We start from the raw sequence: 23,624 nt of genomic DNA on the forward strand, positions 1-23,624 counted from the left end.
CTCCTGTTTCAATTATTCAATAGTTTATTAATTCTTTCCAAATTTTTCTCATGGTGTTGCAGCCATTTGTCTGCACCATAATCACCATTTTCATAAGCGGTCTGCGTTATACTCTTCAGTTTTGTTACTTTTTCTCGGATATATTCAAGTCTAATTCTATCTATTGATTTCATTTCCAGTGTTTCATTATCATATTCTATAAATTCATCGATTTTATTACAAGGACGAAATAAATAGTTATGCACACAGTAGCCAAATTCTGTTAAGTGAATTGCTCCTTCATTCAGGTTATCAAAATCAACTGTCATTTCATTTGTGGGTATTGATTCCCTTTGACAATAATTTTTCATGCTCAATTTAATAGCTTTTATTTTATCTAACATATCTTCTTCTGACACATGGTTATAAACTCTGTTCTGATTCGCATTGATACGACAAGACCATTTAGCTATATCCAGTTCAGACATTTCACCATAATGAGCTATTGTGTTTAAAAGATGCCGTGGCTGGTGTGAGCGAATAAGTAGTGGTTTACCTTCATCATCATAATACCCATATCGGGAAAATATATTTTTATAATTCATCTCATAGCTTTTTTTACTTTGTATATCACTGAAAAAGAAACTTTTAGTAGGTTTATAAAATGTGAAAATTGAAGTCATTCTTGATAAAGAAAATTGATCCGTATTGAGCAAGCATAAAGCATTACTAAATTTTATGGATTTTTCTTTATCATACCATGGAAAGTCTCTGCTAAAATTAGAACTAATAATTTCCCACAAATCACTCAATGAATAGTTGTAATCATTGTGGTTTAAGAAACTTCTCCCACCATCCAAACTCGTTCTTTTAATTTTTAAAACACATGATTTATGATCAAATAAATGATACCCCAGTGCATGGCAAACTTGTACAACGGTCAATTTAGCTTTTTCATCAACTGTTGGGCAAAGCTCATGTCGGTAAAATTTATCCGGGTACTTTTCGCACCACTGAGCAAGTGCTCTTGCATGTTGTGATAAGGAAAGTAATCTTCTAATCGCTTTCTTTGCAACTGGTATCATAACCCGTGGAATCCATTTGATATTAGGGCCATACCCTTTTACCGAATAAAATCTCAATCCATATCTTTCGATACCCTTTCCATCTATTTGTGTAATCTCACAATCAGCAGGTAAGGCTAAAATTTCAGAAATTCTGCTCGGACAACAAAGCAGAAGTGCAAATACTGAACTGGTGAACTTATCCCTTGGACTCAGTAACTCATCATTTTGAGAAAAAATATCAGCAATAGCGAGCAATGCCTCTTCATCTGGTAACTTATCGCTTCGGTGATAATCCTCGATCTCAGGAAGATAATTGTTTTTGACTTTCTGTTTTACATGGTTTTTCCATGAGATATATCCTGACTTTACAAGATTATGTTCACACAGAAACTTTGATATTTTTTCAAGCTGTATTCCACATTTAGCCAAAACGTTACCTTCAAAATATTTACTCCCGATCTGCATTGCCTCATCGAAAACAACGGCTGTAACATTATAAATGAGACCAGTGTTCTGAACCTGCAAAAGGGCCTGTTCGAGACATCGCAAGGCCATCATAATAACCCCATAATTTTTCAATGGTTTCAATGAGTGTTGATATCTGATATGTGCTTTTGCAAAATCGAGAAAATCTTCATGCATGGCATCTTTGTAGTTAAATACTTTATTTCCAACCCCAATCTTTCTAAAAGTTACGTACCCTTTCCAAACATATTGTTCCCAATCCTGAGTTTGGGTTAGTCCGGGCAGTTGATAGCGACAAAATTTTATGAACTCATTATAATTTTCTTCTACAAGAATATGTTTTTTTGATTTGAACAAAATAATATTATTCATAGTTGATTCACCTCACTGCGATCAATCGGAATAAAAAATATACATTGATTGCAAGGAAATCCTGAATTCTGACTCTGGCATCTACTTGAAGAAAAAAATTTGAAATGACTACTCTTTTTCGATTTGATTCCGTTCATAAAAATATCAGCGACAAATGACAATTGTTCTGAAACAGCGGAATCAATCCTCTCAACACTGTCAGCATGATTTTTAATATAAATCCCCGCACTTGAAGTAGAGGAATGATCCAATAATTCAGCTATAGTATTAACATTATGCCCATCCTTAGCCAGCATGGTTGCTATTGTATAACGAAGCCTACGAGGAGTAACATTTAGTATCGAACCGGTACGGTTGGATATTATATCCCCATTATTAACAATACTCTTCAATGCTACATTAGCAATTGTAGGCTTCGCATAAAATTTATTATTCTCCAGAAGAATTGAACCTGTTATGGATAAATCTGAGAGTTTTTCCTCATTTAAGAAAATAGGAACTTCTCGTTTAGAATAATCATCAAGAGTTTTTCCAAGAGCTTGCTCAACAAGTTTCACTGATTGATTAGCTTGCAATTGAACAATTGATGCAACCTCTGATATTATTGCAAGTTCTCGATATCGTAGTTCTTTACCCCGTTGTTTAACTCGTGGCACTGAAATTACATATTCTACTTTTCCATTATCTAAGTTATTTTGAAGAAGGTCTTTATATTTCAACATAACTAACTGCTGAGGTCTTCTACCTGTAAGGCTGATCAATAGTGATATTGCATAATCTGGCAGTGACAGTTCACCTTTTCTATATGCATGATTCATAGCCTTAATCAAAGAAGCATGTTCTTCTTTAGTTAGTGGTCCCTCTGTTGGATCATCTTGAAGCACAGACTGACCAGATTTTTTTATTTTTAGGTCCAAATGCTTTAACAGTTCTACCGCACTTTCATCTATTCCAGGATATCCTAACTCAAACCATTTAATCAAAAATGGTCGTAAAACACGAAATGATGCTGGGGATTTTGATAATTCTTTATTTTGATATTCAATTAGAACCTTATCATCAATATGAGTAGGAGATAATTTACGGATAAGACCCTCCATATTTCTAACAATATTTTTCACATACAAATAGCTGTTGCTATTAAAATAATACTGTACTGTATTTACAAATCCACAAACCAAATTTTCGTTCATAGCATATATTAAGTTTGTAAGATTGATTCCATTATTTTCAAGCGAACTGACGATTTTATGTTCATGCAAAGACATTTTATCCGAGTTATATTTAATTAAATTATTCATCAACTTCTCCTTTGAATAGTTGCTCTTGTTGTTCAAGTGCAGTTTTTTTCGATAGCTCAAAAATATGCCTGCGATTATAAATTATTGAAGTTTCTGAACCCGGTCGCCATCCCATGAGATAAGAACGGATTTGTTGTTCTTTTTCATCGGATATGTCCTGATTCTTGTCTATTGATTTCGAAAACTCATAATTCCATGTATGTCTGAGTTTGTGACCTGTCAATCCCCCTAGAAGTGAGGAGGATTGACGAACAACACTCACCACTTTGTGATATGAAGAAAATGAAATAGGTTGCCCTTGAGTTTTTCCTTCCTTATAAGTAATAAACAGGAAATCATGTTTGTTAGAATTTTTTATGTTTCTTCGATCATTCAGAATATAATCTGAAATTTCAAACATGAGCTTTTTATCAGCAATTAATTTCCTCTCACAAGTTTTAACTAAAGGCTGATACACTCGCGGATCTGTTTTATCATTTGCTCTTCTTCTTATTGCAATTGTCGATTCTGCAAAATCTATATCACCAATTCGCAGATTCAAAAGTTCACCTGCTCTCAGGCCAAAGCAGTGTAATAGCAGGAATATTAGATTGTTTCTTTTTTGCACTTTTTCTGAAAAAGGATTTAATTTGCTACCCGGTGCAAGAATGCTAAACAAAGAATCCAATTGTTCATTATTTAAACTTTTTTCTATATCCATATTATATTTATCATTATTTCTCGGTTTCTTTCGTTTTATGTTGTTAATGAAATCTAAAATATATTTGAGAGTATCCTTCTGTCCTGTATGAGAAAGATGTATTTTGCACAGCCATTCCAGATAGTTAGCTATGGTTGTTATCCGAAAGTACTTAGTTGGTTTTTTGACATTTGAACTTCTAAAATTATCATTCTCGCCATCTCGAAAATTGAATGAAGTGAATTCGATCAAATCTTCAATTTCATGAGGAGCCAGAAATATCCTTTTCTGAATTCTTTCATCAATATTGATCTCTTTCCTCATAAAGAATCGATATAACAATGAAATGCTACCGGCAATAACCTTCATTGTTGATATAGACTCTGACCGATTCCTGACCTGTGTTGTTATATACAAGTTAGGATAATACAATGGTTCACCAGTATTTTTATTTACGATATGACAATATCTCTCACCATTTTCGAACATAAAAGAATCCACACAAATACTACGCATATTTTCCTCCTAAACTTTACAAAAAGTATAATTCCAATATATTAATAATAAGCATTTCGTAGATTTACAAATTTATTTGAATTGATTAAGCCATTTAGTTAAATTAAAACAGTGAGATAGATGTTTATTCCTGTCAAATTATCATCTGGTAGATCTAGTTAATATTATGTACACCTAATCCTTGGGATACTATCTCACTGCCTTGCTAATAAACGGCATCCAAAATAATGTAAGTAATTTTGTAAGGTTTTAAGTTAAAATATGGAGTCAAACTTTACATTTTTACAAAAGAGTTCTCAGTCCAATGTGGTATTGGATTATTCGCTTTGAAAGACTTTTCATCTCAATAGGACATTTAATTAGCGAGAACCATGTCTCATAAACGTAAAACTGATTGAACATATTAAGCTCAGAGATCGCATCTAACGGTTCCCTTAGATTCCCTACTAAATACTGGCTTAACCAGTAAACAATCTTTCTGTTAAATTGATTATCAGGTAAATCATAAATTGCTCCGGGTTCGAAGATCTTGGAAAAAAGATCTTGGCCCAGATTACACATATAGTTTTCTTCACTCACAAATTCTTCGATATTCATAAAATCTCTCCTAAGTTCAATTAAGCAACATTATTTCGACTTTTTTCAATAACAGACTGAATCCACTCGTCAACTTCACTCTCGACAAAAGCAACGGCACGAACGCCGATCTTTACTGATGCTGGAAACCGACCTTCACTGATCAAACGATAGATCCATGCCTTGCCGAAACCAGTTCGTTTCAAGACTTCTGGCAAACGAATTAAGCTTTGATTAGTTGTAGTCATTTGGCTGTCTCCTCCGCTTCCGTTACGAAGATATTAGCCACACAGATTTGTATCTATGAAGGGAATGCTGATAACTGAAAAGTTAGATGAGGGAAGAATGAAAGGGAATTCCGGGGAAGAAAAATATTTATGCCCTCCCCTTGACAATTAACATGATGATTTACAACTAGAAAGAGCCGAGTTCAGAAATCGGTATGTTGAGGAGATGGCTGTTTTTGCTGATAAAGTATTCCAGACTACGGGTTGTTTCTCCATTCAATGACTTCTCTGCAACAGGCCTGTCTGTATCTTTAATGTGATCTTCTCCTCTGATCTCATTTGTAAAGTCGGGATACAAGACACGAGACAACACCATATTTGAGATTTTTACTTTTTTAAATTTTGCCCAAATCAATAGATCCATCATTGGGATAATATTGTAATCGACAAGTTTTCTTATTTTTGCCAGTCCAATTTTTTCTGTTTTTACTGGCTCAATTTCATATTCTTTCCTGAGAACGGGTAGCATCGTTTGTAAGGTTGTTATAATTTCTTCATCGCTGGACATTCCTAAATCAAATGAAACATACATCTTGCTGCTATTTTGGTTTAGAAAAAAGTCTCTCATAGTTTTTGTTATTGGTTTCTTTTTCAACTCTTTTTTGAAATCGCCATTTTCTTCAAAAAAATCCATGCTAAACATTATTAACTTGTTCTCTAATTTTTTTATATCACCAAAGCTAACCTGCGTAACATGTCTTTGGCCCTTACCAAAATGACCATGATTATTATCTTGTCTGCTTAAAATAGGATTACCTTCAAGGATAGACCTTAAATTTTGATTATCATCCTCCCATCCAAAATTTACACTGTCGAAAATCGCTTCTCTAAAGGCAAGCTCAGTATGCAGTTCTTTGATTGTAAGTGATTTTAACTGCTCATAGTTTTCGAGACTAAACCAGCTTTTTAATTCTTCATAAGGGCTTACTACTTTCATTAATCCCTCCACTGTATTCAAAGCTTGAATGAGTTAACACTACTTATTTGAATTGATTCTCCCTTAACAGCATTGATAAGGAAGAACGATTAATTAACTACTTATTCATAGTTAAGTCTTTTTAAAATCAAATGGTGAAACTTGTCGTATTCTAAGAAGGTCAAGGTAATCGGCCCACCATTGAAGCATTAACTTTCGCTCATCAAGGTGCTCTGCTTTATGTATGTAAGCAGCACGAACTGAGTTCCGCTCCTGATGGCTCATTTGCCGTTCAACAGCATCTTTCGACCACAAACCGGATTCAATCAAGGCACTACAAGCCATAGCCCTGAATCCATGTCCACAGACCTCCACGGTTGTGTCATAGCCCATAGACCTCAAAGCCTTGTTTACCGTATTTTCACTCATAGGCTTTCTGAAATCATGGTCGCCAATGAACACGAGTTCATGATCACCGCTGATCTCTTTAATTTCCGTCAACACAGCCAATGCCTGACAACTCAAAGGAACAAGATGTGGAGTTCGCATTTTCGAACCACGGTGCGAATGTTTGACCCCTGGCAATAGCTCGCGTTCTCCAGGGATAGTCCACATCGCATTTTCAAAGTCGATCTCCGACCATCTTGCGAATCTGAGTTCACTGGAACGAATGAAAATGAGCAATGTCAGCTTTACGGCTAACTTCGTGAGTTTCCTACCTTTGAAGTTATCAATTCGTTCTAAGAGTTCTGAGAATCGTTCGAATGGCAAAGCTGGCCTGTGGGTTCGTTTGGCTACGGCAATAGCTCCTGCCATCTCCTGAGCAGGATTGTAATCTATCAGCCCATTTTGGACGGCATATCGCATTACTGCTGTTGTTCTTTGCTGTAGGCGGGAAGCAACTTCCAATCGCCCGGAAGCTTCAACAGCCTTGATAGGGGCAAGAAGATCTCTGGTATTAAGCTCGGATATTTTTCTTTTACCAATGGCAGTAAAGAGACCATCTTCCATGCTTTTTAGAACTCTCTCGCTGTGGGAATCTGACCATTTTCTTTTACAAGCCTTATGCCAGTCCCTGGCAACAGATTCAAAAGTAAGAGCTTCGCTCTGCTCGATCTTGTCGGCTTTTTTCTTCTCAGAAGGGTCGATACCATCAGATACCAACTTTTTGGCTTCATCTCGTTTCCTGCGAGCTTCACCAAGAGAGACCATTGGATAAACACCCAATGCTAAAACTTTTTGTTTGCCATCGAAACGGTATTGGAGTCGCCAGTATTTTGAACCATTGGGGTTGATCAGCAGGTGCATACCCTGCCCATCTGTGAGTTTGAAAGGTTTGTCGGAGGGCTTGGTAGTCCTGACTTTGATATCGGTGAGAGCCATCAGTTGATACCTCCAGTGTTGGTACCAAAATCAATCGAACCGGGAATACCATCAGTTATACCATCATCGGTTGGTATATGTTCAAGGAATTGAGTAGACGTGAACAGACTAAGCCAAGTCAGGAACCTGCTTAACTTACTGTTTTTATGGACTAAAGCAGACGTTAGTAGACTTGAAAAAAGCTTTGTATGGTGCCGAAGGCCGGACTCGAACCGGCACGTATTTCTACGGTTGATTTTGAATCAACTGCGTCTACCGATTTCGCCACTTCGGCACTGAAGAGGTATGCGGAAAACGTTGTGGATTATACCTGTCACGCGCCACCATGCAAGCAGTTGCGTACGGTAGTTTCGTTAAGTGTCGAAAAAACAAGCACTCCTTCTCTGACGGTTTTCATCGTCCTTTATCCCCTCTTCTGCAAAGCGGCGCAGCATCTCATGCTCTACACTTTCCTGTTCAACACCACATTGAGGGGAAACACGATGGCGATGATAAAAAGTTACGCAGCAAAAGAAGCTGGCAGCGAACTCGAACTCTATGAATATGATGCGGGCGAGCTTAAGCCGGAAGATGTCGAAGTCCAGGTGGATTACTGCGGTATTTGTCATTCAGACCTGTCGATGATCGACAATGAATGGGGATTCTCTCAGTATCCGCTGGTTGCCGGACACGAGGTAATAGGCCGCGTGGCGGCGCTCGGCAGCGCGGCGCAAGATAAAGGTCTGAAGGTTGGTCAGCGCGTTGGGATTGGCTGGACTGCACGCAGCTGCGGGCACTGCGATGCCTGTATCAGTGGCAATCAGATTAACTGTCTGGAAGGCTCCGTTCCCACCATCCTCAACCGCGGCGGCTTTGCCGAAAAGCTGCGTGCAGACTGGCAGTGGGTGATCCCGCTTCCGGAAAGCATCGATATCGAATCCGCCGGCCCTCTGCTGTGCGGCGGTATCACCGTGTTCAAACCGCTGCTGATGCACCATGTCACCGCCACCAGCCGCGTTGGCGTAATCGGTATCGGTGGACTGGGCCATATCGCCATCAAGCTGCTGCATGCGATGGGCTGCGAAGTTACCGCGTTCAGCTCCAGTCCGGCGAAAGAACAGGAAGTACTGGCGATGGGGGCCGATAAAGTCGTCAACAGTCGCGATCCAGAGGCACTGAAAGCGCTGGCAGGCCAGTTCGATCTCATTATCAACACCGTCAATGTCGATCTCGACTGGCAGCCCTACTTCGAAGCGCTGGCCTATGGTGGCAACTTCCACACCGTCGGGGCGGTACTGAAGCCGCTTCCGGTTCCGGCGTTTACCCTGATCGCCGGGGATCGCAGCATCTCTGGCTCGGCAACCGGTACGCCTTATGAACTGCGTAAGCTGATGAAATTTGCCGGTCGCAGTAAAGTCGCGCCGACCACAGAACTCTTTCCGATGTCGCAAATCAACGAGGCTATCCGGCACGTTCGCGATGGTAAGGCCCGCTATCGCGTGGTGCTGAAAGCTGACTTCTGATTTTCTGACCCAGCGCGTCGATGCTCATACTGACGCGCTGAGACTCTCCTGCGCCTGGCGAAAAGCAAAAACCGCCTGCCGACACTGCTCCGTCACGCTCTCAATGTCATGGTTCGCATCAATACGCACGACATCTTTTTCATCCGACTTCGGGCATTCCAGCGCATCAAACTGGCTTTTCAGCAAACCGACTGGCATAAAATGCCCAGCCCGGCGCTCCATCCGCGCCTGGATGGTGTCATAGTCACCATCCAGCCAGAGGAAATGCACGTTGGGGCTGCCTTTACGTAAAAAATCGCGATACTGTTTTTTTAATGATGAGCAAACAATAAATCCCGTTTCATTCTTTTTATAAAGACTGTAGGACGCATCGTTTAACCGTTCTAACCACGGCAATCGGTCTTCATCGGTTAATGGAATCCCCTGAGACATTTTATCAATGTTTTTGGCTGGATGGAGATCGTCACCATCAATGAATTTCGCCGATAATAACGCGGCAACTTTATTGCCAATTAACGATTTACCACTTCCCGAAACGCCCATCAAAATATAGCTTTCCCCGGCCATTTAAATACCCCTGAGTCGTATTCCATGATCTGATACTACGCCTGCACATTCAGCAATTTCACGTTTTTTTATTTCCATCAACAAGAATTACAAGGCGCATCACGTTATGCGTAACATTGTAGTGTAACAATTTTCACGCGTGATCTTCATCACAAATAATAACAATTAAAACCGCTTAAATGCACCTGAGGTGACTACCAGACCCCAGTGAGGAATTTATGGAAGTGAAAACCCAATCCTGCGTTGTTGCAGGTAAGCATTCTGTTGCCGTAACACAACAGAATATCGCATGGAATAATAAAGGCACGCTCGTAAAAATAACACGAGGCGGTATTTGCGGGTCCGACCTGCATTATTATCAGGAGGGAAAAGTTGGTAACTTCACAATAAAAGCGCCGATGATTTTAGGCCATGAAGTGATTGGTAAAGTCGTTCATAGTGATTCAAAAACATTACGTGAAGGACAGCGGGTTGCCATTAATCCGTCTAAGCCATGCGGCCACTGTAAATACTGTCTTCAGCATGAAGAAAACCAGTGTACTGAAATGCGCTTCTTTGGCAGCGCCATGTATTTTCCACATGTTGATGGTGGTTTTACCCAGTTTAAAACTGTCGATACTGCCCAGTGCGTCCCTTATCCGGAACAGGCGGATGAAAAAGTTATGGCCTTTGCCGAACCGCTGGCGGTGGCTATCCATGCAGCCCATGAGGCCGGCGATCTTCAGGGTAAACGGGTGTTTATCTCCGGGGTCGGGCCAATTGGCTGTCTGATCGTCAGCGCGGTAAAAACCCTGGGCGCTGCGGAAGTGGTCTGTGCGGATATCAGCCCCCGTTCACTGTCGCTGGCGCAGCAAATGGGCGCAGATACTCTGGTGAATCCGCAGCATGACTCGCTGGATAGCTGGAAAGAGGAAAAAGGCTATTTCGATATCAGCTTTGAGGTGTCGGGCCACCCCTCTTCCATCACTACCTGCCTGGAAGTGACCCGCGCAAAAGGCGTGATGGTGCAGGTTGGAATGGGCGGCGCAGTTCCGGATTTCCCGATGATGATGCTAATCGGCAAAGAGATCGCCCTGAAAGGCTCTTTCCGGTTTACCACCGAATTCAACACCGCCGTCTCCTGGCTTGCTCATAACGTGATTAATCCCCTGCCACTGCTGAGTGCGGAATATCCGTTCACCGATCTGGAACAGGCGCTGATCTTCGCGGGCGATAAAACACAGGCGGCGAAAGTGCAGCTGGTTTTTGAGAATGAAAAATAAGGAAGGACACCATGAACGATCTTTTTTCGCTGGAAGGTAAAAATATTTTAATCACCGGCTCCGCCCAGGGGATCGGCTATTTGCTGGCCACCGGGCTTGGCAAATATGGCGCACAAATTATCGTTAACGATATTACGCCAGAACGCGCAGCAGCAGCGGTAACAAAACTACAGCAGGATGGGATCCGCGCCGTTGCAGCGCCCTTCAATGTAACCCACAAACAGGAAATCGACGACGCGGTTGAACAGATAGAAAAAGATATTGGTCCTGTCGATGTGCTGGTGAATAACGCCGGGATCCAGCGTCGCCATCCGTTTACCGAATTCCCAGAACAGGAGTGGAACGATGTCATCGCGGTAAACCAGACCGCCGTGTTCCTCGTGTCTCAGGCGGTGACGCGCCGCATGGTGGCGCGCCAGGCCGGGAAAGTTATCAACATCTGCTCAATGCAAAGCGAGCTGGGCCGCGACACCATCACCCCGTATGCCGCTTCAAAAGGTGCGGTGAAAATGCTGACACGCGGGATGTGCGTAGAGTTAGCGCGTCATAACATCCAGGTTAACGGCATCGCGCCGGGATACTTTAAAACAGAGATGACCAAAGCGCTGGTTGAGGATGAAGCCTTCACCGCCTGGCTGTGTAAACGAACCCCTGCCGCACGCTGGGGCGATCCGCAGGAACTGATTGGCGCAGCGGTGTTCCTCTCTTCCAAAGCGTCTGATTTTGTTAACGGCCATTTGCTATTTGTCGATGGCGGCATGCTGGTCGCCGTCTGATACAACACAACGCAACATCACGCAGCGCCCAGGCGCTGCATTTTTGGCCCCCCCTAAATAATTCGAGTTGCAGGACGGCGGCAAGTAAATGAACCCGATGAGCTTACTTGAGTAAGTGATTCGGGTGAGTGAGCGTAGCCAACACACCTGCAACCTGAAGTATGACGGGGATATAAGAGAAAAGATTATGCCATTAATCATAATTGCGGCAGGCGTCGCACTGCTTCTGGTCCTGATGATTGGCTTTAAAGTCAACGGCTTTATAGCCCTGGTACTGGTCGCGGCGGTCGTCGGATTTGCCGAAGGGATGGACGCACAAGCCGTTTTACACTCGATTCAAAACGGGATCGGCGGCACGCTCGGCGGGCTGGCGATGATCCTCGGTTTTGGCGCGATGTTGGGTAAATTAATTTCCGATACGGGCGCAGCGCAGCGCATCGCCACCACGCTTATCGATACTTTCGGTAAAAAACACGTGCAGTGGGCGCTGGTCGTCACCGGGCTGGTTGTCGGTCTGGCAATGTTCTTTGAAGTGGGTTTTGTTCTGCTGCTGCCACTGGTGTTTACGGTGGTGGCGTCTTCGGGTTTACCACTGCTGTACGTGGGTGTCCCCATGGTGGCAGCCCTCTCCGTCACTCATTGCTTTCTGCCGCCGCATCCAGGTCCGACCGCCATTGCGACAATCTTTGAGGCGAATCTCGGTACAACGCTGCTGTATGGGTTCATTATAACGATTCCAACCGTCATCGTCGCAGGCCCACTGTTTTCAAAACTGCTAACGCGTTTCGAAAAAGCGCCGCCGGAAGGATTATTTAATCCGCATCTGTTCACCGAAGAGGAGATGCCGTCGTTCTGGAACAGTATCTTTGCAGCAGTCATCCCGGTCATACTGATGGCGGTGGCGGCAGTGTGCGAAATCACCCTGCCGAAGACCAACAGCGTGCGGGTGTTCTTTGAGTTTATCGGTAACCCTGCGGTGGCGCTGTTTATCGCCATTGTGCTGGCCATTTTCACTCTTGGTCGGCGTAATGGCCGGACGATAGAGCAAATCATGGATATCGTGGGTGACTCCATCGGCGCCATTGCGATGATTGTGTTTATTATCGCTGGCGGCGGCGCGTTCAAGCAGGTTCTGGTGGATAGCGGCGTGGGTCAGTATATCTCGCAGCTGATGACGGGCACCTCGCTCTCACCTCTGCTCATGTGCTGGACGGTTGCGGCATTACTGCGCATTGCGCTTGGTTCAGCCACCGTCGCGGCGATCACCACCGCAGGCGTGGTACTGCCGATAATCAACGTCACCCACGCCGATCCCGCGCTGATGGTCCTGGCAACCGGCGCTGGCAGTGTGATCGCCTCACACGTTAACGATCCGGGCTTCTGGTTGTTTAAAGGCTACTTTAACCTCAGCGTGGGTGAAACGTTGCGGACGTGGACCGTCATGGAAACGCTGATTTCTGTTATGGGCCTGCTGGGCGTACTGGCGCTCAACGCAATTCTCCATTAAGGCGTTACGAAGGGGTAGTTTTATCACCGGGGAACAATGTCGTCGTTCCCCGGCACTGGAGACAAAATGAGGAACCACAGAATTTCCTTGCAGGACATCGCCACGCTCGCGGGCGTCACTAAAATGACGGTGAGCCGCTATATCCGTTCGCCGAAAAAGGTCGCAAAGGAAACCGCCGATCGTATCGCGCAGATCATGGAGGAGATCAATTACATCCCAAACCGTGCGCCTGCCATGCTGCTGAATGCGCAAAGTTACACGCTTGGCGTACTGATCCCCTCTTTTCAGAACCAGTTGTTCGCCGATATTCTTGCCGGTATTGAATCGGTGACTTCCGGCCATAACTACCAGACGCTGATTGCGAACTACAACTATGATCGCGAATCGGAGGAAGAGTCGGTCATCAATCTGCTGTCCTATAATATCGACGGCATTATTCTTTCCGAAAAGTACCACACCCTCAGAACGGTGAAGTTCCTGCGCTCAGCCGCCATTCCGATTATCGAACTGATGGATATCCAGGGCGATCGTCTGGACATGGAAGTAGGATTCGATAATCGTCAGGCGGCGTTTGATATGGTCAGCACCATGCTGGATAAGCGCCAGCGGCAGAAAGTCCTCTACCTTGGGTCAAAAGATGATATCCGTGATGAGCAACGTTATCACGGTTACTGCGATGCGATGACGCGGCAGGGACTGACGCCTTTACGGGTCAATCCACGAGCCATTTCCTCTATTCATCTGGGTACACAACTGATGCGCGACGCGCTCGGCGAGCACCCCGATCTGGATGGCGTGTTTTGCACTAATGATGATATCGCGATGGGCGCCCTGCTTTTTTGCCGGGAACGTAACCTCTCTGTCCCTGAGCAGATCTCCATTGCCGGATTCCACGGGCTGGAGATGGGCCGACAGATGATCCCAAGTCTTGCCAGCGTGATCACCCCCCGTTTTGACATCGGTCGTACCGCCGCGCAGATGTTACTGAGCAAAATCAAGAACAACGACCATAACCACAATACGATTGATTTAGGGTATCAGATTTACCACGGCAATACGCTTTAAGAGCCTGTCCTGCCAGGCTCTGCGTCATTTTCTCTTCCTGACACATACTTTCTTTCATGGACATTGCCTATACTCCACGCAGGATAAATGGAGGAAATTTCATGAGCTCACCCCTGTTAATTGCCCGCACGCTGGATACAGAACTGTTCCTGCTGCCGGGCATGGCAAACCGTCACGGCCTGATTACCGGCGCGACCGGGACCGGTAAAACCGTCACCCTGCAAAAACTGGCGGAATCACTGTCGGAAATCGGCGTCCCGGTATTTATGGCGGATGTGAAAGGTGACTTAACTGGCGTGGCGCAGGAAGGCGCAGGCTCCGAAAAGCTGCTTACCCGACTGAAAAATATCGGCGTCAACGACTGGCAGCCACATGCCAGCCCGGTGATATTGTGGGATATCTTCGGCGAGAAAGGTCATCCGGTGCGGGCCACCGTCTCGGACCTCGGGCCGCTGCTGCTCGCGCGTCTGCTGAACCTGAATGAAGTGCAGTCCGGCGTGCTGAATATTATCTTCCGCATTGCCGATGACCAGGGCCTGTTGCTGCTGGATTTCAAAGACCTGCGGGCAATCACCCAGTATATCGGCGATAACGCTAAATCTTTCCAGAATCAGTACGGCAATATCAGTAGCGCCTCGGTTGGGGCGATCCAGCGCGGGCTGCTCACGCTTGAACAACAAGGCGCCACGCACTTCTTTGGCGAACCGATGCTTGAGATTAAAGACTGGATGCGCACCGATGCTAACGGCAGAGGGATCATCAATATCCTCAGCGCGGAAAAACTCTACCAGATGCCAAAACTGTACGCCGCCAGCCTGCTATGGATGCTCTCTGAGCTTTATGAACAGCTGCCGGAAGCGGGCGATCTGGAAAAACCCAAACTGGTCTTCTTCTTCGACGAGGCGCATCTGTTGTTCAACGACGCCCCGCAGGTGCTGCTGGATAAAATCGAGCAGGTCATCCGCCTGATCCGCTCAAAAGGGGTCGGCGTCTGGTTTGTCTCGCAGAATCCGTCTGATATTCCGGACAACGTGCTCGGTCAGTTGGGTAACCGCGTGCAGCACGCCCTGCGCGCCTTCACGCCGAAAGATCAGAAGGCGGTGAAAACGGCAGCGCAAACCATGCGCGCCAATCCGGCGTTTGATACAGAGAAAGCGATCCAGGAACTGGGGACCGGTGAAGCACTGATCTCGTTTCTGGATGCCAAAGGCAGCCCGTCGGTGGTTGAGCGGGCAATGGTCATTGCGCCGTGCTCACGCATGGGACCGGTGACGGATGATGAGCGCAACGGGCTTATCAACCACTCCCCGCTGTACGGCAAATATGAAGACGCCGTCGACCGTGAATCGGCCTGGGAGATGCTGCAAAAAGGCGTTCAGGCCGCCACCGATCAACAAAATAATCCCGAGGTAAAAGGTAAAGAAGTCGCCGTTGACGACGGCATTCTTGGCGGACTGAAGGATATTCTGTTTGGCAGTACCGGGCCGCGCGGCGGCAAGCGCGATGGCGTGGTGCAGAGCGTTGCGAAAAGCGCAGCGCGTCAGGTGACGAACCAGATTATCCGGGGGATGTTGGGTAGCCTGATGGGGGGCAGAAAACGCTAACGCCAGCACAGACCTGATAAGCGCAGCGCCATCAGGCACTGCGCTTTACCTTGCCGGATGGCGGAGAAACGCCTTATCCGGCCTGCGGCGCGGTGCCGCTATCCGACCAACAATTTACGCCTTCCGCATCATCAGCCAGAGACTGATCAGGAAGAACGAAGCGCTTGGCAGCAGCGCGCCGATAATCGGTGGAATGCCATAAACCAGCGTCAGCGGACCGAAGATCTGGTCCAGAACGTAGAACACAAAGCCGAAGCTGATACCGGTGACCACACGCACGCCCATCGCTACGCTACGCAGCGGACCAAAGATAAACGACAGCGCCATCAGCATCATGACCGCCACAGAAAGCGGCTGGAAGATTTTGCTCCACATGTTGAGCTGGTAACGCCCGGCGTCCTGGCCGCTCGACTTCAGATACTTCACGTAGTTATGCAAACCGCTAATGGAGAGCGCATCCGGATCCAGCGCCACCACGCCCAGCTTGTCCGGCGTGAGGTTGGTTTTCCACGTCCCACTCACGGTTTGTGAACCGGTGATTTGCTTTGGATCTTTCAGGTCAGACTCATCCACCTGCGACAGACGCCAGATCTTATGTTCCGGATCGAACTTCGCGGAGGCGGCATAGCGCACAGACTGTAAACGGCGCTGGTCGTTAAAAGCATAAATGCTTATCCCCGCCAGCTCCTCATCACCCTTCACGCGTTCGATATAGACAAAGCTGTCGCCATCTTTCGCCCACAAACCTTGCTGGGTGGAGAGCAACGAGCCGCCGTACATCGCCTGCGCACGATAGTTACGTGCCATCTGCTCGCCCTGCGGAGCCACCCATTCGCCAATAGCCATTGTCAGCAGCACCAGCGGGATCGCGGTTTTCATAACCGAGAGCGCCACCTGCATCCGGGTAAAGCCGGATGCCTGCATGACCACCAGCTCGCTGCGCTGCGCCAGCATCCCCAGCCCCAGCAGCGCCCCAAGCAGCGCCGCCATTGGGAAGAAAATCTGCACATCTTTTGGCACGCTAAGCAGGGTATACATCCCTGCGCCCATCGCATCGTAGTTCCCCTGCCCGGCTTTTTTCAGCTGGTCAACAAACTTGATGATCCCGGAGAGCGACACCAGCATGAACAGAGTCATCATGATGGTGGTAAAAATGGTTTTACCGATATAGCGGTCAAGTACACCAAATGGCTGCATCACACCGCTCCTTTACGCATAAAACGGGCGCGCAGGCGGCGTACCGGCACCGTATCCCACAGGTTCAGAGCAATCGCCAGCGCCAGATACAGCAGGTTAACTACCCACATCCAGATAACCGGATCCAGCTTACCCTTACCGCCGTTCGATTTCAGGGAGGTCTGGATGAGGAAGAACATCAGATACAGCAGCATCGCTGGCAGCATTGACAACACGCGTCCCTGACGAGGGTTTACCACGCTCAGCGGCACAACCATCAGCGCCATCATAAATACGGTGAATACCAGCGTGATACGCCAGTGCAGCTCCGCACGTGCGCGATCGGTGTCTGTTGACCACAGCGTGCGCATGTCCATCTGGTCGGTGTCATTCGGGTCCAGCGCTACCGCCTGGTGCCCGATAATCGCCTGATAGTTCTCAAAATCGGTAATACGGAAATCGCGCAGCAGCGCAGTCCCTTCAAAACGTGTCCCCTTGTTCAGGGTGACCACCTGAGAGCCGTCGCGTAATTGGTTTAAATGTCCGGAATCGGCTACCACCACGGAAGGACGTGCGCTGCCTTTCGGGCGAATCTGTGCGAGGAACACATCATTAAAGTTGCTGCCGTCAACGCTTTCAATAAACAGCACCGAGCTACCGTTCGTTGCCTGCTGGAATTGTCCCTGCGCCAGTGCCGCCATGCCAGGGTTGGCTTTCGCTTCCGCGAGCACTTCATCCTGATGTTTCGAGGACCATGGCCCCGCCCACATCACGTTAACCGCCGCAACAATACCGGTAAACAGCGCCAGTATCATGGCCGCTTTCACCAGAACAGCCTTGCTCAGCCCACAGGCATGCATGACCGTAATTTCACTTTCGGTATACAGTTTGCCCAGCGTCATCAGCAGCCCGAGAAACAGGCTTAACGGCAGGATGAGCTGCGCCATTTCCGGTACGCCCAGCCCCAGCAGCGAGAGCACCAGATTTGCCGGAATATCACCGTCAACCGCCGCGCCGAGGATCCTCACCAACTTTTGACAAAAGAAGATCAAAAGTAAGATGAAGAGTATTGCCAGCTGGCTTTTGAGCGTCTCCCGCACCAGATATCTTATGATTATCACTTTAAATACGCCCGTAAAAACTCGTCTTTTGCAGGAATTTAGCTTGTTTCATGGCTTAAACGTCATTTATTCTCTTGAGTCGTCGAAATCGTCGCTAAAATTATTATACTCAGCGGATTCGCCCTTCAGAACGCGTTCTGACGTGCCAATGCCGTAATAACGTAAGATTAACACGAAGTCATCGCAACTGCGGACATGAGTTACGAAAGCTTGCAATTCTAACTGCAGGTGCCGCCGTTGTCTTTAAGATTCAGGAGCGTAGTGCATGGAGTTTAGTGTAAAAAGCGGTAGCCCGGAGAAACAGCGGAGTGCCTGCATCGTCGTGGGCGTCTTTGAACCACGCCGCCTTTCTCCGATTGCAGAACAGCTCGATAAGATCAGCGACGGATATATCAGCGCCCTGCTGCGCCGTGGCGAACTGGAAGGAAAACCGGGGCAGACGCTGTTGCTGCACCACGTTCCTAACGTTCTTTCCGAGCGAATCCTCCTCATTGGCTGTGGTAAAGAGCGCGAGCTTGATGAGCGTCAGTACAAGCAGGTCATTCAGAAAACCATTAATACTCTGAATGATACAGGCTCAATGGAAGCCGTCTGCTTCCTGACTGAACTGCATGTAAAAGGCCGTAACAACTACTGGAAAGTGCGTCAGGCTGTCGAGACGGCGAAAGAGACGCTGTACAGCTTTGATCAACTGAAGACCAACAAAAGCGAACCGCGTCGTCCGCTGCGTAAAATGGTCTTCAACGTACCGACCCGTCGTGAACTGACCAGCGGCGAGCGCGCCATCCAGCACGGTCTGGCCATTGCCGCCGGGATTAAAGCGGCAAAAGACCTTGGCAATATGCCGCCGAATATCTGTAATGCCGCCTATCTGGCCTCTCAGGCTCGCCAGCTGGCCGACAGCTATAGCAAAAACGTCATCACCCGCGTCATCGGCGAACAGCAGATGAAAGAGCTGGGGATGCACTCCTACCTGGCGGTCGGTCACGGCTCACAAAACGAGTCGCTGATGTCGGTGATCGAATATAAAGGCAATCCGTCCGAAGACGCGCGTCCAGTGGTGCTGGTGGGCAAAGGGCTGACCTTTGACTCCGGAGGTATCTCCATCAAGCCTGCCGAAGGCATGGACGAGATGAAATACGACATGTGCGGCGCGGCGGCAGTTTACGGCGTAATGCGGATGGTTGCGGAGCTACAGCTGCCGATTAACGTTATCGGTGTGCTGGCTGGCTGTGAAAACATGCCTGGCGGCCGGGCCTATCGTCCGGGTGACGTGCTGACCACCATGTCCGGTCAGACCGTTGAGGTGCTGAACACCGATGCCGAAGGCCGTCTGGTACTGTGCGACGTGTTAACCTACGTTGAGCGTTTTGAACCGGAAGCGGTGATTGACGTTGCGACCCTCACTGGTGCCTGCGTGATTGCCCTGGGCCACCACATCACCGGTCTGATGTCGAACCATAACCCGCTGGCACATGAGCTGATCGGTGCCTCCGAGCAGGCTGGCGATCGCGCATGGCGTCTGCCGCTGGGCGATGAGTATCAGGAACAGCTGGAGTCCAACTTTGCTGATATGGCGAACATCGGAGGACGTCCTGGCGGTGCCATCACCGCAGGCTGCTTCCTGTCGCGCTTTACCCGCAAATACAACTGGGCGCATCTGGATATCGCCGGTACCGCATGGCGTTCCGGGAAAGCGAAAGGCGCAACCGGTCGTCCGGTGGCCTTGCTGTCACAGTTCCTGCTCAATCGCGCCGGATTTAACGGCGAAGAGTAACGTTGTTTGATTGCCGGATAGCGACGTTTACGCGGCTATCCGGCCGACAGGCTCAGGCAATTAGAATTCTGTACCCTATGGATTTCGAGTTGCATCGCGGCGGCAACTGAACACATCCCCAGGAGCATAGTTTACTATGTGACTGGGGTGGGTGAAGGCAGCCAACAAAGAGGCAACGTGAAAGACGACGGGTAGAGATATGAAGAATGCAACCTTTTATATTCTGGACAATGACAACATCGTTGATGGCCTCAGCGCCGTAGAACAACTGGTGTGTGAAATTGCCGCAGAACGTTGGCGCAGCGGCAAACGCGTATTAATTGCCTGTGAAAACGAAAAACAGGCCATCCGCCTGGATGAAGCGCTGTGGGCAAGACCGGCAGAGAGTTTTGTCCCGCATAATCTGGCAGGAGAAGGTCCGCGCGGCGGCGCGCCGGTAGAGATCGCCTGGCCGGAAAAACGCAACAGCAGCCCGCGCGATCTGCTCATCAGTCTGCGCGTCGGGTTTGCAGATTTTGCCACCGCTTTCACAGAAGTGATAGACTTTGTCCCTTACGAAGATTCTCTGAAACAATCGGCACGCGAACGCTATAAAGCCTACCGCGTGGCTGGTTTTAACCTGAATACGGCAACCTGGAAATAATGGAAAAGACATACAACCCCCAAGATATCGAACAGCCGCTTTACGAGCACTGGGAAAAGCAGGGCTATTTCAAGCCTAACGGCGATGAAAGCAAAGAGTCCTTTTGCATCATGATCCCACCGCCGAACGTCACCGGCAGTTTGCATATGGGTCATGCTTTCCAGCAAACCATCATGGATACCCTGATCCGCTATCAGCGTATGCAGGGTAAAAATACCCTGTGGCAGGTCGGTACCGACCACGCCGGGATCGCAACCCAGATGGTGGTTGAGCGCAAAATTGCCGCCGAAGAAGGTAAAACCCGTCACGACTATGGTCGCGATGCATTCATCGACAAAATCTGGCAGTGGAAAGCGGAATCCGGCGGTACCATTACCCGTCAGATGCGCCGTCTCGGTAACTCCGTTGACTGGGAGCGCGAGCGCTTCACCATGGACGAAGGTCTTTCCAATGCCGTGAAAGAAGTGTTTGTCCGTCTGTACAAAGAAGACCTGATTTACCGCGGCAAGCGCCTGGTAAACTGGGACCCGAAACTGCGCACCGCCATCTCCGATCTGGAAGTGGAGAACCGCGAGTCTAAAGGCTCCATGTGGCACATCCGCTATCCGCTTGCCGACGGTGCGAAAACCGCAGACGGTAAAGATTACCTGGTTGTGGCAACGACCCGTCCGGAAACCGTACTGGGCGATACCGGTGTGGCCGTCAACCCGGAAGATCCGCGTTATAAAGATTTGATCGGCAAATTCGTCATTCTGCCGCTGGTTAACCGCCGCATTCCGATCGTGGGCGACGAGCACGCCGACATGGAAAAAGGCACCGGCTGCGTGAAGATCACCCCGGCGCACGACTTTAACGACTATGAAGTCGGTAAGCGTCACGGCCTGCCGATGATCAACATTCTGACCTTTGACGGCGATATCCGTGAAACCGCCGAAGTCTACGACACCAAAGGCGAAGAATCTGACGTCTATTCCAATGAGATCCCGGCGCAGTTCCAGAAACTGGAGCGCTTTGCCGCGCGTAAAGCGGTGGTTGCCGCCGTTGATGCGTTGGGCCTGCTGGAAGAGATCAAACCCCACGACCTGACCGTGCCGTACGGCGACCGTGGCGGCGTGGTGATCGAACCGATGCTGACCGACCAGTGGTACGTCCGTGCCGACGTGCTGGCGAAACCGGCTGTAGAAGCGGTTGAGAACGGCGACATTCAGTTCGTACCGAAGCAGTATGAAAACATGTACTTCTCCTGGATGCGCGATATTCAGGACTGGTGTATCTCCCGTCAGCTGTGGTGGGGTCACCGTATCCCCGCATGGTATGACAACGACGGCAACGTCTATGTTGGTCGTACTGAAGACGAAGTGCGTCAGGAGAACAACCTGGGGGCCGACGTTGCGCTGCGCCAGGACGAAGACGTTCTCGATACCTGGTTCTCCTCTGCGCTGTGGACCTTCTCCACCCTGGGCTGGCCGGAAAACACCGACGCCCTGCGTCAGTTCCATCCAACCAGCGTGATGGTTTCCGGTTTCGACATCATCTTCTTCTGGATTGCCCGCATGATCATGATGACCATGCACTTCATCAAAGATGAAAACGGCAAGCCGCAGGTGCCGTTTAAGACCGTCTACATGACCGGCCTGATCCGCGACGACGAAGGCCAGAAGATGTCCAAATCCAAGGGGAACGTTATCGATCCGCTGGATATGGTCGACGGCATCTCCCTGCCGGATCTGCTGGAAAAACGCACCGGCAACATGATGCAGCCGCAGCTGGCAGAGAAAATCGCCAAACGCACCGAGAAACAGTTCCCGGAAGGCATTGAGCCGCACGGCACCGACGCCCTGCGTTTCACCCTGGCGGCGCTGGCCTCTACCGGCCGCGACATCAACTGGGATATGAAGCGTCTGGAAGGTTACCGTAACTTCTGCAACAAGCTGTGGAACGCCAGCCGCTTTGTGCTGATGAACACGGAAGGAAATGACTGCGGCTTTAACGGCGGCGAAATGACGCTGTCGCTGGCGGATCGCTGGATTCTGGCAGAGTTCAACCAGACCACCAAAGCGTACCGCGAAGCGCTGGATAACTTCCGCTTTGATATCGCGGCAGGCATTCTGTACGAGTTCACCTGGAACCAGTTCTGCGACTGGTATCTGGAACTGACCAAGCCGGTCATGAACGGCGGCTCCGGGTCTGAACTGCGCGGCACCCGCCATACGCTGGTCACCGTGCTGGAAGGTCTGCTGCGCCTGGCTCATCCGATCATCCCGTTCATCACCGAAACCATCTGGCAGCGCGTGAAGGTAATTTGCGGTATTACCGCCGACACCATCATGCTGCAACCGTTCCCGCAGTATGATGCCTCTCAGGTTGATGAAGCGGCACTGGCTGACACCGAATGGCTGAAGCAGGCGATCGTTGCCGTACGTAATATCCGTGCGGAAATGAACATCGCTCCAGGCAAACCGCTCGAACTGCTGCTTCGTGGGTGCAGTCCCGACGCGATTCGTCGTGTGAACGACAACCGCAGCTTCCTGCTGAACCTGGCACGTCTGGAGAGCATCACCGTGCTGCCAGCCGATGACAAAGGTCCGGTTTCCGTGACCAAAATCATCGACGGCGCCGAACTGCTGATCCCGATGGCGGGTCTTATCGACAAAGAGGCCGAGCTGGCGCGTCTGGCGAAGGAAGTGGCGAAAGTCGAAGCGGAAATTGGCCGTATCGAAGGCAAGCTGGCGAATGAAGGTTTTGTGGCGCGCGCCCCGGAAGCGGTTATCGCCAAAGAGCGTGAGAAGCTGGAAGGCTACGCCGAAGCAAAAGCGAAGCTGATTGAGCAGCAGGCGGTTATCGCCGCACTGTAATCCTTGCGAGAAAGAATTAAGGCCGGAGCATACTCCGGCCTTTTTGTATCAGATACAACGGGCAATCCCGCCATCACCCACCATACCTGTACGGGTGAATAATGAAAGTTAAAGCGCATATTATTCAGCCTGGTCCTCATGGCATTATATTTTATGTTTTTGACCATCAGAATGGGGAATACCATAGCAAACAAGAATAATAATATCAGCTCAGGAAAATCGCCAGCC

At 48.4% G+C, this 23,624-nt stretch carries 21 protein-coding genes and 1 tRNA gene; 9 read left to right on the forward strand and 13 right to left on the reverse strand.

Annotated features, from left to right (window positions below; all coding sequences use genetic code 11):
- Nucleotides 1–8: 8 nt before the first annotated feature.
- From C3432_RS19690 to C3432_RS19725, 8 genes are all read right to left on the reverse strand, one after another.
- A complete protein-coding gene (locus tag C3432_RS19690) occupies nucleotides 9–1,883 on the reverse strand; it encodes a DNA-binding protein (RefSeq protein ID WP_103778239.1) in 1,875 nt (624 codons plus the stop codon).
- Nucleotides 1,880–3,184 carry a tyrosine-type recombinase/integrase gene (locus C3432_RS19695; RefSeq protein WP_103778240.1) on the reverse strand — a complete coding sequence of 435 codons (1,305 nt, stop codon included), beginning with the start codon at nucleotides 3,182–3,184 and terminating at the stop codon, nucleotides 1,880–1,882. Before C3432_RS19695 ends, C3432_RS19690 begins: the two co-directional genes overlap by 4 nt.
- A complete protein-coding gene (locus C3432_RS19700; RefSeq protein ID WP_103778241.1) occupies nucleotides 3,177–4,379 on the reverse strand; it encodes a site-specific integrase in 1,203 nt (400 codons plus the stop codon). The genes C3432_RS19695 and C3432_RS19700 overlap by 8 nt, the downstream gene beginning before the upstream one ends.
- A gap of 282 nt (nucleotides 4,380–4,661) precedes the next feature.
- Nucleotides 4,662–4,976 carry a hypothetical protein gene (locus tag C3432_RS28080; RefSeq protein WP_103778242.1) on the reverse strand — a complete coding sequence of 105 codons (315 nt, stop codon included), beginning with the start codon at nucleotides 4,974–4,976 and terminating at the stop codon, nucleotides 4,662–4,664.
- A gap of 20 nt (nucleotides 4,977–4,996) precedes the next feature.
- Nucleotides 4,997–5,203, reverse strand: coding sequence for a helix-turn-helix transcriptional regulator (locus C3432_RS19710; protein WP_103778243.1), 207 nt, complete (start codon nucleotides 5,201–5,203; stop codon nucleotides 4,997–4,999).
- A 166-nt stretch (nucleotides 5,204–5,369) separates the two neighbouring features.
- Entirely contained in the window at nucleotides 5,370–6,179 is an 810-nt protein-coding gene (locus tag C3432_RS19715) for a DUF6387 family protein (protein ID WP_103778244.1), read from the reverse strand.
- Nucleotides 6,180–6,290: 111 nt separating this feature from the next.
- Nucleotides 6,291–7,541: a tyrosine-type recombinase/integrase gene (locus tag C3432_RS19720; RefSeq protein WP_103778245.1), complete on the reverse strand. Its 1,251-nt coding sequence runs from the start codon at nucleotides 7,539–7,541 to the stop codon at nucleotides 6,291–6,293.
- Between the two features lie 189 nt (nucleotides 7,542–7,730).
- Nucleotides 7,731–7,815: transfer RNA gene (locus tag C3432_RS19725), tRNA-Leu, on the reverse strand.
- 208 nt (nucleotides 7,816–8,023) lie between these two features.
- Here C3432_RS19725 and ahr point away from each other — a divergent pair.
- Nucleotides 8,024–9,043 (forward strand): NADPH-dependent aldehyde reductase Ahr, encoded by a 1,020-nt coding sequence (gene ahr, locus C3432_RS19730; protein WP_103778246.1) that lies wholly within the window; start codon nucleotides 8,024–8,026, stop codon nucleotides 9,041–9,043.
- A gap of 24 nt (nucleotides 9,044–9,067) precedes the next feature.
- Here the strand turns inward: ahr and idnK are convergent, their stop codons facing one another.
- On the reverse strand, nucleotides 9,068–9,610 hold the full coding sequence (gene idnK, locus C3432_RS19735; protein ID WP_103778247.1) for a gluconokinase: 543 nt from the start codon (nucleotides 9,608–9,610) through the stop codon (nucleotides 9,068–9,070).
- A 218-nt stretch (nucleotides 9,611–9,828) separates the two neighbouring features.
- Between idnK and idnD the strand changes: the two genes are divergently transcribed.
- From idnD to C3432_RS19760, 5 genes are all read left to right on the forward strand, one after another.
- The gene (idnD, locus tag C3432_RS19740) at nucleotides 9,829–10,872 is read left to right on the forward strand and encodes an L-idonate 5-dehydrogenase (RefSeq protein ID WP_103778248.1); all 1,044 of its coding nucleotides are present in this window, start codon (nucleotides 9,829–9,831) and stop codon (nucleotides 10,870–10,872) included.
- Between the two features lie 11 nt (nucleotides 10,873–10,883).
- The gene (idnO, locus tag C3432_RS19745) at nucleotides 10,884–11,648 is read left to right on the forward strand and encodes a gluconate 5-dehydrogenase (protein ID WP_103778249.1); all 765 of its coding nucleotides are present in this window, start codon (nucleotides 10,884–10,886) and stop codon (nucleotides 11,646–11,648) included.
- 187 nt (nucleotides 11,649–11,835) lie between these two features.
- Nucleotides 11,836–13,155, forward strand: coding sequence for a gnt-II system L-idonate transporter (gene idnT / locus C3432_RS19750; protein ID WP_103778250.1), 1,320 nt, complete (start codon nucleotides 11,836–11,838; stop codon nucleotides 13,153–13,155).
- A 66-nt stretch (nucleotides 13,156–13,221) separates the two neighbouring features.
- Complete coding sequence (gene idnR / locus C3432_RS19755) at nucleotides 13,222–14,220, forward strand: DNA-binding transcriptional regulator IdnR (RefSeq protein WP_103778251.1); 999 nt, start codon at nucleotides 13,222–13,224, stop codon at nucleotides 14,218–14,220.
- Between the two features lie 101 nt (nucleotides 14,221–14,321).
- On the forward strand, nucleotides 14,322–15,824 hold the full coding sequence (locus C3432_RS19760) for a helicase HerA-like C-terminal domain-containing protein (protein WP_103778252.1): 1,503 nt from the start codon (nucleotides 14,322–14,324) through the stop codon (nucleotides 15,822–15,824).
- A 114-nt stretch (nucleotides 15,825–15,938) separates the two neighbouring features.
- Here C3432_RS19760 and lptG read toward each other — a convergent pair whose 3' ends face one another.
- From lptG to ytgA, 3 genes are all read right to left on the reverse strand, one after another.
- Nucleotides 15,939–17,021: an LPS export ABC transporter permease LptG gene (gene lptG, locus C3432_RS19765; protein ID WP_103778253.1), complete on the reverse strand. Its 1,083-nt coding sequence runs from the start codon at nucleotides 17,019–17,021 to the stop codon at nucleotides 15,939–15,941.
- Complete coding sequence (gene lptF / locus C3432_RS19770) at nucleotides 17,021–18,121, reverse strand: LPS export ABC transporter permease LptF (protein WP_103778254.1); 1,101 nt, start codon at nucleotides 18,119–18,121, stop codon at nucleotides 17,021–17,023. The genes lptG and lptF overlap by 1 nt, the downstream gene beginning before the upstream one ends.
- 62 nt (nucleotides 18,122–18,183) lie before the next feature.
- Entirely contained in the window at nucleotides 18,184–18,234 is a 51-nt protein-coding gene (ytgA, locus tag C3432_RS27840) for a protein YtgA (RefSeq protein WP_211180521.1), read from the reverse strand.
- A gap of 152 nt (nucleotides 18,235–18,386) precedes the next feature.
- On the opposite strand from ytgA, the gene pepA reads away from it, so the two are divergent.
- From pepA to C3432_RS19790, 3 genes are all read left to right on the forward strand, one after another.
- Nucleotides 18,387–19,898, forward strand: a complete 1,512-nt coding sequence (gene pepA / locus C3432_RS19780) for a leucyl aminopeptidase (RefSeq protein ID WP_103778256.1) — start codon at nucleotides 18,387–18,389, stop codon at nucleotides 19,896–19,898.
- A 199-nt stretch (nucleotides 19,899–20,097) separates the two neighbouring features.
- On the forward strand, nucleotides 20,098–20,541 hold the full coding sequence (gene holC, locus C3432_RS19785) for a DNA polymerase III subunit chi (protein ID WP_103778257.1): 444 nt from the start codon (nucleotides 20,098–20,100) through the stop codon (nucleotides 20,539–20,541).
- Nucleotides 20,541–23,396 carry a valine--tRNA ligase gene (locus C3432_RS19790; protein WP_103778258.1) on the forward strand — a complete coding sequence of 952 codons (2,856 nt, stop codon included), beginning with the start codon at nucleotides 20,541–20,543 and terminating at the stop codon, nucleotides 23,394–23,396. Before holC ends, C3432_RS19790 begins: the two co-directional genes overlap by 1 nt.
- Here C3432_RS19790 and C3432_RS28405 read toward each other — a convergent pair.
- Nucleotides 23,339–23,605 carry a DUF898 family protein gene (locus tag C3432_RS28405; protein ID WP_374755479.1) on the reverse strand — a complete coding sequence of 89 codons (267 nt, stop codon included), beginning with the start codon at nucleotides 23,603–23,605 and terminating at the stop codon, nucleotides 23,339–23,341. The two genes, C3432_RS19790 and C3432_RS28405, sit on opposite strands and share 58 nt — an antisense overlap.
- Nucleotides 23,606–23,624 lie beyond the last annotated feature (19 nt).

Origin of the sequence: Citrobacter amalonaticus, from assembly GCF_002918555.1 — a bacterium.
Classification (GTDB): domain Bacteria; phylum Pseudomonadota; class Gammaproteobacteria; order Enterobacterales; family Enterobacteriaceae; genus Citrobacter_C; species Citrobacter_C amalonaticus_A.

Bases quoted from the DNA above. Each gene is read 5' to 3' on its own strand.
- pepA (WP_103778256.1), top strand. From the start codon at position 18,387: ATGGAGTTTAGTGTAAAAAGCGGTAGCCCGGAGAAACAGCGGAGTGCC.
- C3432_RS19695 (WP_103778240.1), bottom strand. From the start codon at position 3,184: ATGAATAATTTAATTAAATATAACTCGGATAAAATGTCTTTGCATGAA.
- C3432_RS19790 (WP_103778258.1), top strand. From the start codon at position 20,541: ATGGAAAAGACATACAACCCCCAAGATATCGAACAGCCGCTTTACGAG.
- C3432_RS19700 (WP_103778241.1), bottom strand. From the start codon at position 4,379: ATGCGTAGTATTTGTGTGGATTCTTTTATGTTCGAAAATGGTGAGAGA.
- holC (WP_103778257.1), top strand. From the start codon at position 20,098: ATGAAGAATGCAACCTTTTATATTCTGGACAATGACAACATCGTTGAT.
- ahr (WP_103778246.1), top strand. From the start codon at position 8,024: ATGGCGATGATAAAAAGTTACGCAGCAAAAGAAGCTGGCAGCGAACTC.
- C3432_RS19690 (WP_103778239.1), bottom strand. From the start codon at position 1,883: ATGAATAATATTATTTTGTTCAAATCAAAAAAACATATTCTTGTAGAA.
- C3432_RS19710 (WP_103778243.1), bottom strand. From the start codon at position 5,203: ATGACTACAACTAATCAAAGCTTAATTCGTTTGCCAGAAGTCTTGAAA.
- C3432_RS19715 (WP_103778244.1), bottom strand. From the start codon at position 6,179: ATGAAAGTAGTAAGCCCTTATGAAGAATTAAAAAGCTGGTTTAGTCTC.
- idnT (WP_103778250.1), top strand. From the start codon at position 11,836: ATGCCATTAATCATAATTGCGGCAGGCGTCGCACTGCTTCTGGTCCTG.
- idnK (WP_103778247.1), bottom strand. From the start codon at position 9,610: ATGGCCGGGGAAAGCTATATTTTGATGGGCGTTTCGGGAAGTGGTAAA.
- C3432_RS19760 (WP_103778252.1), top strand. From the start codon at position 14,322: ATGAGCTCACCCCTGTTAATTGCCCGCACGCTGGATACAGAACTGTTC.
- C3432_RS28080 (WP_103778242.1), bottom strand. From the start codon at position 4,976: ATGAATATCGAAGAATTTGTGAGTGAAGAAAACTATATGTGTAATCTG.
- C3432_RS19720 (WP_103778245.1), bottom strand. From the start codon at position 7,541: ATGGCTCTCACCGATATCAAAGTCAGGACTACCAAGCCCTCCGACAAA.
- idnD (WP_103778248.1), top strand. From the start codon at position 9,829: ATGGAAGTGAAAACCCAATCCTGCGTTGTTGCAGGTAAGCATTCTGTT.
- idnR (WP_103778251.1), top strand. From the start codon at position 13,222: ATGAGGAACCACAGAATTTCCTTGCAGGACATCGCCACGCTCGCGGGC.
- lptG (WP_103778253.1), bottom strand. From the start codon at position 17,021: ATGCAGCCATTTGGTGTACTTGACCGCTATATCGGTAAAACCATTTTT.
- idnO (WP_103778249.1), top strand. From the start codon at position 10,884: ATGAACGATCTTTTTTCGCTGGAAGGTAAAAATATTTTAATCACCGGC.